Source organism: Burkholderia sp. LK4, from assembly GCF_001043615.1.
GTDB lineage: Bacteria > Pseudomonadota > Gammaproteobacteria > Burkholderiales > Burkholderiaceae > Burkholderia > Burkholderia cepacia.
The window spans coordinates 1-9,403 of record NZ_LDUL01000103.1 but is presented as its reverse complement, the minus strand read 5'-3'; the positions used below and the strand labels follow the sequence as shown (position 1 = coordinate 9,403).

Below are 9,403 nucleotides of genomic sequence, written 5' to 3'. Positions count from 1 at the left end.
TCCAACTTTGCGGGGTCAGTTCAGATGCGGCGCGTTCTGCTTCAGGCAAGCGCGCCGCCGACCTGAAACGACGGCAGGCGGGCGCGAGACTCTGGATACGATTCAATCGACGCCGTGAAACACCGCGTCCTCCGGCCCGAGGTATGCCGGCGGGCGCCACGTCGCGTCGCGCATCGAATGCTGGACGAGGTTCTCGACGCCGAGCAGCACCGCGAAGATCGCCATTCGCACCGGAATGCCGTTGTCGGTCTGACGGAAGATCGCGAGGCGCGGGTCGCGGTTCAGGTCGACCGACAGGTCGTTCGCGCCGGGCCGGCTGTCGCGCGGCAGCGGGTGCATGATCAGCGTGTCGGGCTTGCACACCGTGTCGACGAGCGCCTGGTTGATCTGGAAATCCGGCGTGTAGCCTTCGAACGACTCGTCGGTGAAGCGCTCCTTCTGGATCCGCGTCGCGTAGACGACGTCCGCGCCGCGCAGCCCGGCCGCGAGGTCGGTGGTCTGCTCGATCACGTGGCCGTTCGTCGCGATCTGGTCGACGATGTAGGCCGGCATCTCGAGCGTCGGCGGCGACACGAGCGTGAACTTCAGGCCGCGGTACAGCGCGAGCAGCTTGACGAGCGAGTGCACGGTGCGCCCGTACTTGAGGTCGCCGACCAGCGCGATGTGCGCGCCGTCGACGATCTTGCCGAGCCGCGAGAACTCGCGCTGGATCGTATAGAGATCGAGCAGCGCCTGGCTCGGGTGCTCGCCGGGGCCGTCGCCGCCGTTGATCACGGGCAGGTTGGTCGCGCGCGCGAACTCGGCCACCGAGCCTTTCTCCGGGTGGCGGATCACGAGCGCATCGACGTAGCCGGCCATCACGCGGCTCGTGTCGTAGATCGATTCACCCTTGGCCATCGACGAGAACGTGAAGCCCGTCGTGTCGCACACCGAGCCGCCGAGCCGGCAAAAGGCGGCGCCGAACGACACGCGCGTACGCGTGCTGGCTTCGAAGAACAGGTTGCCGAGCACGGCGCCTTCCAGGACGCGCGAAATCTTGTGGCGGCGTGCGATCGGCTGCATCACGTCGGCCACGCGAAACAGTGCCTCGACCGATTCCCGCGAAAACTGGTCGACCGACAGCAGCTGCGGCTTGCCTTCGAAAAAGAACTGCTTGGCGAGCCCTTGATTATCTACGCTTTGCGTATAGCCGCTGCCTTCCGGTGCCGAGCGCTCGACGATTTCCGACACGAAGCGCTCGACGATCTCGGGCATCCCGCGCGATTCCTGCGAATCGTCGGGCAACAGCCAGGTGTCCAGCGCGCGCCGGCTGACGCCGATGCGATTGGCGAACGCTTCGCGGGTCATGTTGAGGCGGCGCATCGCGTCGCGGAGGAAGGCTTGCTGGGGGACGGTCATCGGCGGCTCCTGACGGAAAATATACGCGGTGCGTATATTAGTTCCTGGCGCGTTGAAGTCAAGGAAAATCTGCGCGGACCGGCTGTGTGGCCCGTGTGACATGCGGCGGGTTCGTAGTGGCGCGTCGCGGCCGTCTCCGTATAATCAGGTCAGGCCCCGTGCCCGGTGTCTTGCCGGGTACCGCGCCGCATACGATTCGCCCGTCGGGCTTGTTGATTCGAAGGAGAATGAGAATGACGCGTACGATTGCTGCAATGCTGCTGGTGGTGACCGCCGCGCTCGCCGGTTGCAACACGGTCGCCGGTGTGGGCCAGGATATTTCGAAGGGTGGCCAGGCGATCAGCGATACGGCTGAAAAGGCCAAGTAAGCCGACTGGTTTCGGAATGCAGAAAGCGCCGGCCGTCCCGCGATTGCGGGGCGGCCCGGCGCTTTTTTTTTTCGACCGGCGCCGACGCCGGCGGCGTCACGCGTGTTCGACGAACGCGTAGCGGCCTTCGACCTTGCGCGGCGTGAACCAGCCGTAGTCGGGGAACATCCGGTTGCGCACGTACCAGACGTAGCCCACCAGCAACGCGGTGATCACGAGACTCGGCAGCGCGGTCGACGGATCGCGTCCGAGTTCGGCGATGGTTTTCGGCAACTGCAGCAGCGACAGCAGGATGAACGCGTGATAGGCGCCGACGCGATGGGTCGCGAAGCCCCAGATGAACAGCAGCGACAGCGGCACGGTCAACGCCAGGAACACGGCCACGAGGCCGGTGCCGGCGCCGCTTGCGAAGAAGTAATACGCGAGCACGAGGCTGATCGCCAGTTGGGCGATACCGAGCGCGACCAGGATCCGGACGTGCACCTTGTTCTTGCGGCAGCGCTCGGGGTCGGGGCGCGATGCGATCAGGTGCGCGAGCACGCGATCCTTGAGCCCCTGCCCGGACAGTTCGGCCAGTGCGTCGGCCTTCCTCGTTCCCGCGGAGAGCAGCACCGCGATTCTTGTTTTGGCTTCCTTCCTGTTCATTGCGTGTCGGATTGTTGTTCGATGGTTGTCAAAGGGGCCGGCCACGCGAATATTGCATCTTGCGGGGTGGTGCGCAATCGATTTGCGGCACGCGGACACATTCCTACAGTGGCCGGGGCGCGCGGGCCACGACGATGTGACGGGAGGAAGTGGCCGCCGTTGCCGCAATCCCGCGATGACCGCAGTCATTCGGCGGCGGTTTGAGCGGGGGTGGGCGCGGGGCTGGCTGGCCGGGCATCGTGCGTGTCGGCGAGCCGCTCGCGCCGCCGCGTCGCGCCGACGAGCATGCCCGCGACGACGAGCGCGATGCCGGCGACCCGCGTGACGTTCAACGTTTCACCGAACAGCGCGACCGCGAACAGCACGGCCGAGACCGGCGCGACCGCCGTGAACAGCGCGGCCTCGGTTCCGCTGGTGCGCGCCGAACCCGCGTACCAGCACAGGTAGCCGAGCACGGTCGGCACCAGCGCGTAGTAGGCGATTGCCGACACCGCGCCGAGAGTCCAGCCATCTGCGACCGCGTGCCATTCGAATACAGCCGGCACGAGCGCGAGCACGAAGCCGAGGCCCGACATCGCGGTGGACAGCGCGAGCGGTGGCAGCGGCGCGGCAAGGCGCCGGTTGAGCAGGATGAATACGGCTTCGCATGCGACGGCGGCCAGCACCAGTGCATCGCCGGCAAGCGTCTGGAGCGACGGCAGCGCGTGGCCGGGGGCGAACGTGACGAACAGCACGCCGGCCGTGGCGAGCGCGGCGGCCGCCCAGTCGCGCGGCGTCTGCCGCTCGCGCAGCACGACGGCCGCGATCAGCGTCGACATCGCGGGCAGCGTGCCGAGCATCACGCCTGCGTCGAGCGGCGACGACAGCTTCGTGCCGCTGATCAGCAGCACCGTGTAACCGACGCCGCCCGCCGCAGCCTGGATGACGAGCAGCACGGCGTCGCGGGTGGAAATGCGTGGCCAGCGCATTCGCTGCGCGCGCATCAGCGCGAACAGCAGTGGTGTCGCGATCAGGAAGCGCAGCGCGGTGGCCGTGAACGGCGGCAGGCCGCCTGCCGCGAGACGGCTCGCGATGACGGTGCTGCCGACGCCCGCCATCGCGGCGGCGAGATAGAGATAGCCGATCAGTCGTGTCTTCATGCGCCGCATCGTCGCGTATGGCGGCATCGCGCGTCTTGAACGAAATTGCAACGGGCGCGGGCGCGTCGAGGGCCGTGCGTGGGGCGTTACGCACGTGCGTTTGCGCAGACTGCTGCCGAAGCCGAAGCCGAAGCCGAAGCCGAAGCCGAAGCCGAAACCGAAACCGCAGCCGAAACCGCAGCCGAAACCGCAGCCGACGCCCAAGCCCAAGCCGCGCTAGCCGTCGTCGACATCGGGGCCCGCCTTCGATCGCCTTGCGACCGATCGCGTTGTGCGGGGCCCCGACGTCAACCGACCTGCGCAAACCTCCCAGGCGTGATCCCGAACTGGCGCGCGAACGCGCGCGTCAGGTGGCTCTGATCGGCAAAGCCGGCTTCGGCCGCGGCATCGGCGATCGGCAGGCCGCTGGCGAGCAGCGCGCGTGCCAGCCGCGCACGCGACTGGATCAGGTAGGCATGCGGTGTGATGCCGAGTTCGCGGGCAAACCCGCGCAGCAACTGGAAGCGGCTCACGCCGCTCAGGCCGGCCAGCTCGGCGAGCGAAACGGGGGCGGCCGGTGCCGCGTCGAGCCGCTCCCGCGCGATGCGGATCGCCGGTGCAACGCCCGCCGTCGGCAGCGTGCGGTTCGCGTGCCGGGCGAGCAGCCCGGCGACGAGCATCACGAGTGCCTCGTCGCGGGCGAGCGGCGGGGATTCTCCCGCGACGATGCGCGCATGCAGCCGGCCGACGGCGGCCGTGAGCCGCGCGTCGCGTACCGCCGGATGCGCCAGTTCGATGCCGCCGAGGCCTTCTTCCGCCGCGACGCCCGCGACCAGCGCGGGCGCGAGGTACAGCATCCGCCAGCACCGGCCCGTGCCGGCCTCGATCGGCGAACCGTCGTGCATCTCGCCCGGGTTGACCATGATCGCGTCGCCGGCCAGGGCGTCGACCTGCCCGCGGCCGCTCCACGACCGGTGCGCGCCGCTGACGATCACGCCGACCCCGAATTCGTCGTGCGCGTGGCGCGGAAACGCGCGGTCGGAGTCGAGGCTGATTGCCTCGATGCCTTCGCCGGTCCGTCGGTAGTGGGTGACGCGGTGCATGTGCGCTCCTCGCGCCGGTCGCGGCGCGGATTTCGTGCACTTTAGCGCGTTCCGGCGGCGTGCGCCCTTCATCCTTTTGGCCGATACCGCGCATCGCGCGCAGCCCGCACCATGTGCACATGAGCAGCGTACACGGCCCGCCGGGCCTGAAGCTGCGCGGGAGACGGCAGGTGGAACAACAGGATCCGGTATTCATTCAGGTTGGCGCGCTCGCGGACGGCTTCGCGCCGGAAGCGAACATCCTCGCATCCGTCGATGCGCTCGCCGGGCATACGCTGACGCTCGGCGACGCGTCGGGGGCATGGCGGGTCTACATGTTCGAGCCGGGCGCGCTGCAGTGGCGCGACGCGGCGACCGACACGGGCGGCCGCGAGCCGTGCCGCGTGACGCGGTTGCGCAACGGGCTGTACTTCGTCGACTACATCGATTCGTCAGCCCGCGCGACGTCGGTCAGTCTCGTGATCGATCTCGACAACGGGGTATGGACGTCGGTTGTCGGCACGCTGCCGACCGAATCCGACACGCGTATCGACGCATTCACGCGGGTGGCGCGCGGGCTGCCGCTGACGGGCGTCGAGGCCGGCTTCCGGCACGGCACGCTCGGCGGCCATACGCAGCCGGGGCCGCTGCACGGGCCCACGCGCGAGCTGATCGGCAAGCGGACGATGTACCGCTACAGCCCGACCGAGTGCTACGAGCACATCTACCTGAACGAGAACTTCTACGCGTGGCAGTGCCTGCAGGGTGTCGAAGGCGGCCTGGCCGATGTCGACCGCTGCCATTACTTCAGGATTGCAGAGGAGCTGTATCTGTTCGTGTGGCGCGAAAAGGTGGTGCCGACGCTCGGCGTCGTGCTGATCGACCTCGCGCAGCGCAAGACCGACGGCAAGATCTTCGGCTACCAGGGCGGCGATTTCGGCACGCTGTCGAACTTCCCGATCGGCGCGCATGCGCAGGTGCTGAACGACACCGTGCATCCGCTCGACGGCGGGGCGCAGCGATGAATGCCGCGCCGGGCAGCGGCCGCCTGCGGGCGGATTTCAGCGGGCGTGTCGTGCTCGTCACGGGCGCCGCGCAGGGGATCGGTGCGGCGATCGCGCGCCGTTTCGCGGAATCCGGCGCGTTCGTCGCGCTCGCCGACCTGAACGGCGAGGCCGCCGCCGCGCAGGCCGACGCGCTCGCGAGCACGGGCGGCGAGGCGCGCGCCTATCGGGTGGATGCGGCCAGCCGCGACCAACTGGTCGCGCTGGTCGCGGCAGTCGAGCGCGATGGCGGCCGGCTCGATGTCGTCGTCCACAATGCCGCGTATTTTCCGCTGACGCCGTTCACGCAGATCGACGAGCCGACGCTCGACCGGACGCTGTCGGTCAACCTGTCGGCGCTGTTCTGGCTCGCGCAGGCCGCGTTGCCGGCCTTCGGGCGCGCGGGGGCGGGGCGGCTGCTCGTCACGTCGTCGGTGACGGGGCCGCGCGTCGTGTATCCGGGGCTCGCGCATTACGCGGCGTCGAAGGCCGGCGTGAACGGCTTCATTCGCGCGGCGGCGCTCGAACTCGCACGCCACAACGTGACGGTGAATGGTGTCGAACCGGGAATGATCCGCACGCCGGCGGCAGGCAATCTTGGTGATGCGTCGGTCGCCGCGCAGATCGCGCGCGACATTCCGCTTGCGCGGATGGGCGAGCCGGAAGATATCGCGAACGCGATGCTGTTTCTCGCGTCGGCCGATGCCGCGTACATCACGGGGCAGACGATCGTCGTCGACGGCGGTGCGACGTTGCCCGAGAGCGGGGCAGTGCTGGGTGGCGAGTGACGGCTGGCCGGGTAACGCGCCGCGCAACGGGGCGGCTCCGGCGGCCTGCCGCGCGTTCACGCAGCAGGCTCGGCAGGTTCCGTCGGGGGCATCTTCGCGAGCGTCAGTCCGGCATGCCGTCGTGGTCCCCGAGCGGCCTGGCGGGCCAGTCCACCCAGCGGTCCGCGCGGGTAAGCTCGTACGCCTCGTTCTTCGGGTAGCGGATACGGTTGTCGTCGCGCGGGCGTTCGCCGATCACCATCAGCCTGACCTCGTCCTTCGTGTTGTTGATGAAGGTGTGACAGATGCCGGTGCCCGCCGGAAACGCGACGGAATCACCTTCGGCAACGGGGTGCAGCACGCCGTCGATCCAGACATCGGGCTTGCCCTCGAGCACGTACACGAACTCCTGCTCGGTGCTTTCGGCATGCGGATATGACGTCCGCCGACCCGGCAGGAGCCTCACGTGATGAATGCCGATACGGGTGATGCCGAGTTCGGCGGAAAGCGGTGCGTCCAGCGCCATCGGCTCGGTGTCGCCGCGATAGCAATGCGCTTCCGGTTCTTCGAGCTCGGTCCAGTGCTTGATGAAATCGGGGCGGGTCATTGGGTGCTCTCCTTTCGGGGGATGTCGACTGTGGCGATTCACGCGCCGGCGTCGGCAGCGGTTTGCGCCCCATCTCGGCGAATGAACCTCGGCCGATAACTTGCCGGCCGATACGAAACGACGGTTGCACGTCGCGGCTGCCGGAGGCGGGACGTTTGGCCCGGATGCCGCCGGCGAAGCGATCGGCGACATCCACGGCATTTTGCGACGAACCTTTTTTCGTTGTGGAAACGACGTGCGAGACGCGCGCATGCCTCCCGCCGCGTACCGCCGCGACTACAGCCAGCCGTTGCGGATGAACTCGACGATCGAATAGCGGCGGTGCTCGAGATCGTGCTGCCGGACGGCATCGACGATGCGCGATACGCCATCCGCGTAGGGCGTATCGCCCACCACGCGCGATTCGAACTGCAGGCTGCACGCACCGTCGTCGATGCGTATCCGGTGAATCGCGTGGCGGCCGAGCTGATCGTCGGCGACGGCGAATTCGCTGCGCTGCACGTCCGGGTCGCGCACGGAGCGGATGTCTTCCGGCCGCACGCCGAGCGACTGGCCGATCCCGACGGCCGTGCCCGGGACGGACGTCTTGCCGGCCTGGTGCGACTCCGTCAGGCTGATCCGGCAGTCGTGAAACAGGTGGCCGCTGGTTTCCAGCATGCTCATGAACTTGAGCATCAGGATGTTCGTGTTCGGACACAGCACGATCGGGAAAGCGTACGAGCCGGTTTCGAGCACGGAGCCGGTGGACAGCTCGACGAGCGGCGACGCGGAGGCCTCGCAGAACGCGATGACGTCAGGGAGCTCGCGGCCGGAACCGGCGTGCACGACGATCGAGCGGGCGTCGGTATGCCGGGCATCACCATGTCGGGCGTCGCTATGCTGCGCATCGTTGTGGGTGCTGTCCGACCACGCCATTACGCGACAGGTTGCGGGGTCGAGACGGTGCGCGCCGAGCAGTTCGCTGGCCAGCTTGCCGGTTCCTACGACGAGTACTTGCATGGCATTGACGGGTTGAGGTTCGGAATTCGTTCAGGACGGGAAATGGCGCCGGCCGTCGGGTGGCCCGGCACGGTCGCGGCGCGTGCCGCCGCAGCGGCCTCGCGCATTATGCCCGGCCGCCCGCCTGAGCGCCCGCCGGGCCGCGCAGGCGGCGTGCGGCGTGCGGCGTGTGGCGTGTGGCGTGTGGCGTGTGGCGTGTGGCGTGTGGTGCGCGGTCCGCGGTCCGCGGTGCGTCAGCTCGCCGACACCGTCGGCAGCCACGCGTTCGCCGCATTCTGCGTGGCGAGCTGCTTCGCGATCGAGCGCGCGAGTCGATCCGTATCGGACACCACCGTGTCGTGCTTGGCTTCCGACACGCCATGCAGGCCGGCGCCGACCGCTGCCGACGTCGCGAGGCGGCCGGCCGCCGCGCCGACCCCGGCGGTTTCCACCATGCCGGGCAGGTGGCCGCTGTTCGCGCTGGACGAGAACGTGCCGAGCGGTTGCGGCGCGCCATGCGCCGGCCGGAACAGCACGGTGACCGATGCCTTCACTTCGCTCTTGCCCGCCCCGAGCCCGATCAGGGTGCGGCGGCGGCGGTTGCCGGCGTCGATCGACTCGAACCGGCCTTCGATCACCAGCACGTCGCGGCCGTCGGGCACCGGGCCGCGCAGCGCGGGGATGCCTTGCGACCGGAGTTCGCGCACGAGCGCGTCGGCGAGCCGCTCGCGTGTCGTCAGCGCGCTCTGCTGGCGTTGCACGTCGGCGGACGAACCGCTCGCGAGGGTCGTGAGCTTGGCGATCATGCCGCCGTCGACCTTGACGTCGGTCGTGTCCACGTCGAACGCGGACACGTAGACGACGTCCGCACGAACCTGCGGCTGCGTGCGGGCCGCCGGCGCGGCGGTCATGGCGGTGGTTGAGGTCGATGCGCAGCCTGTCATCGCGAGTGCGCCGGCGATCAGCGCGATGCTCGTCAGACGTTTGGCGTGGGTGGCAAGTGTGTGAAGGGAAGTGAGCATGTCGATCTCCGAGGCCTGGATGAAGTTGCCGATACTGTCGCGGCATTCAGGAACGCGAACGATCGGAAGCGGGGCGTGATCGCTGGCGAGGGAGAGGTTTCATGCCGTTGCGCAACACGCAGGCGCAAGTATGCGGAGGCCGGGCGTGATGCGCTACGCAGGAATTATGTCGGCGCATGTCACGTGCCGCCGCGCGCGGGTACGCTGGGCCGTCGGATCGTCAGGCAGTAAGGAAGAAAGGCGGTAACGCGGTAACGCGGTAACGCGGCAAGGCAGTAAGGCAGTAAGGCAGTAAGGCAGTAAGGCAGTAAGGCAGTAAGGCAGTAAGGCAGTAAGGCAGTAAGGCGGACAGAAGAACCGAAGAACCGAAGAACC

At 68.4% G+C, this 9,403-nt stretch carries 11 protein-coding genes; 4 read left to right on the top strand and 7 right to left on the bottom strand.

The genetic code is table 11. From position 1 onward, the window contains the following. Nucleotides 1–102 precede the first annotated feature (102 nt). Nucleotides 103–1,398 (bottom strand): aspartate carbamoyltransferase, encoded by a 1,296-nt coding sequence (locus VK92_RS36125; protein ID WP_021158163.1) that lies wholly within the window; start codon nucleotides 1,396–1,398, stop codon nucleotides 103–105. 233 nt (nucleotides 1,399–1,631) lie between these two features. On the opposite strand from VK92_RS36125, the gene VK92_RS36120 reads away from it, so the two are divergent. Continuing rightward, nucleotides 1,632–1,766 carry an entericidin A/B family lipoprotein gene (locus tag VK92_RS36120; protein ID WP_021158165.1) on the top strand — a complete coding sequence of 45 codons (135 nt, stop codon included), beginning with the start codon at nucleotides 1,632–1,634 and terminating at the stop codon, nucleotides 1,764–1,766. Nucleotides 1,767–1,862: 96 nt separating this feature from the next. Here the strand turns inward: VK92_RS36120 and VK92_RS36115 are convergent, their stop codons facing one another. Both VK92_RS36115 and VK92_RS36110 read right to left on the bottom strand, forming a co-directional pair. Further along, nucleotides 1,863–2,411: a hypothetical protein gene (locus VK92_RS36115; RefSeq protein WP_021158166.1), complete on the bottom strand. Its 549-nt coding sequence runs from the start codon at nucleotides 2,409–2,411 to the stop codon at nucleotides 1,863–1,865. 185 nt (nucleotides 2,412–2,596) lie between these two features. Continuing rightward, the gene (locus VK92_RS36110; RefSeq protein WP_048026764.1) at nucleotides 2,597–3,550 is read right to left on the bottom strand and encodes a DMT family transporter; all 954 of its coding nucleotides are present in this window, start codon (nucleotides 3,548–3,550) and stop codon (nucleotides 2,597–2,599) included. Here VK92_RS36110 and VK92_RS41165 point away from each other — a divergent pair. Beyond that, nucleotides 3,549–3,770 carry a hypothetical protein gene (locus tag VK92_RS41165; protein WP_082160949.1) on the top strand — a complete coding sequence of 74 codons (222 nt, stop codon included), beginning with the start codon at nucleotides 3,549–3,551 and terminating at the stop codon, nucleotides 3,768–3,770. The two genes, VK92_RS36110 and VK92_RS41165, sit on opposite strands and share 2 nt — an antisense overlap. Before the next feature lie 67 nt (nucleotides 3,771–3,837). Here the strand turns inward: VK92_RS41165 and VK92_RS36105 are convergent, their stop codons facing one another. Next, nucleotides 3,838–4,632: an AraC family transcriptional regulator gene (locus VK92_RS36105; RefSeq protein WP_048026757.1), complete on the bottom strand. Its 795-nt coding sequence runs from the start codon at nucleotides 4,630–4,632 to the stop codon at nucleotides 3,838–3,840. A gap of 170 nt (nucleotides 4,633–4,802) precedes the next feature. On the opposite strand from VK92_RS36105, the gene VK92_RS36100 reads away from it, so the two are divergent. Continuing rightward, nucleotides 4,803–5,636 carry a molybdenum cofactor biosynthesis F family protein gene (locus VK92_RS36100; RefSeq protein WP_048026766.1) on the top strand — a complete coding sequence of 278 codons (834 nt, stop codon included), beginning with the start codon at nucleotides 4,803–4,805 and terminating at the stop codon, nucleotides 5,634–5,636. Then, the gene (locus VK92_RS36095; RefSeq protein WP_048026759.1) at nucleotides 5,633–6,442 is read left to right on the top strand and encodes an SDR family oxidoreductase; all 810 of its coding nucleotides are present in this window, start codon (nucleotides 5,633–5,635) and stop codon (nucleotides 6,440–6,442) included. The genes VK92_RS36100 and VK92_RS36095 overlap by 4 nt, the downstream gene beginning before the upstream one ends. 103 nt (nucleotides 6,443–6,545) lie before the next feature. Here VK92_RS36095 and VK92_RS36090 read toward each other — a convergent pair whose 3' ends face one another. The 3 genes from VK92_RS36090 to VK92_RS36080 all read right to left on the bottom strand — a co-directional run bounded on the left by VK92_RS36090 (nucleotide 6,546) and on the right by VK92_RS36080 (nucleotide 9,028). After that, complete coding sequence (locus tag VK92_RS36090) at nucleotides 6,546–7,028, bottom strand: cupin domain-containing protein (protein ID WP_021158171.1); 483 nt, start codon at nucleotides 7,026–7,028, stop codon at nucleotides 6,546–6,548. Between the two features lie 276 nt (nucleotides 7,029–7,304). After that, the gene (locus VK92_RS36085; RefSeq protein ID WP_048026762.1) at nucleotides 7,305–8,027 is read right to left on the bottom strand and encodes a hypothetical protein; all 723 of its coding nucleotides are present in this window, start codon (nucleotides 8,025–8,027) and stop codon (nucleotides 7,305–7,307) included. Between the two features lie 233 nt (nucleotides 8,028–8,260). Next, entirely contained in the window at nucleotides 8,261–9,028 is a 768-nt protein-coding gene (locus VK92_RS36080) for a DUF4410 domain-containing protein (protein WP_048026846.1), read from the bottom strand. Nucleotides 9,029–9,403 lie beyond the last annotated feature (375 nt).

Bases quoted from the DNA above. Each gene is read 5' to 3' on its own strand.
- VK92_RS36085 (WP_048026762.1), bottom strand. From the start codon at position 8,027: ATGCAAGTACTCGTCGTAGGAACCGGCAAGCTGGCCAGCGAACTGCTC.
- VK92_RS36080 (WP_048026846.1), bottom strand. From the start codon at position 9,028: ATGCTCACTTCCCTTCACACACTTGCCACCCACGCCAAACGTCTGACG.
- VK92_RS41165 (WP_082160949.1), top strand. From the start codon at position 3,549: ATGCGCCGCATCGTCGCGTATGGCGGCATCGCGCGTCTTGAACGAAAT.
- VK92_RS36125 (WP_021158163.1), bottom strand. From the start codon at position 1,398: ATGACCGTCCCCCAGCAAGCCTTCCTCCGCGACGCGATGCGCCGCCTC.
- VK92_RS36115 (WP_021158166.1), bottom strand. From the start codon at position 2,411: ATGAACAGGAAGGAAGCCAAAACAAGAATCGCGGTGCTGCTCTCCGCG.
- VK92_RS36090 (WP_021158171.1), bottom strand. From the start codon at position 7,028: ATGACCCGCCCCGATTTCATCAAGCACTGGACCGAGCTCGAAGAACCG.
- VK92_RS36120 (WP_021158165.1), top strand. From the start codon at position 1,632: ATGACGCGTACGATTGCTGCAATGCTGCTGGTGGTGACCGCCGCGCTC.
- VK92_RS36105 (WP_048026757.1), bottom strand. From the start codon at position 4,632: ATGCACCGCGTCACCCACTACCGACGGACCGGCGAAGGCATCGAGGCA.
- VK92_RS36110 (WP_048026764.1), bottom strand. From the start codon at position 3,550: ATGAAGACACGACTGATCGGCTATCTCTATCTCGCCGCCGCGATGGCG.
- VK92_RS36095 (WP_048026759.1), top strand. From the start codon at position 5,633: ATGAATGCCGCGCCGGGCAGCGGCCGCCTGCGGGCGGATTTCAGCGGG.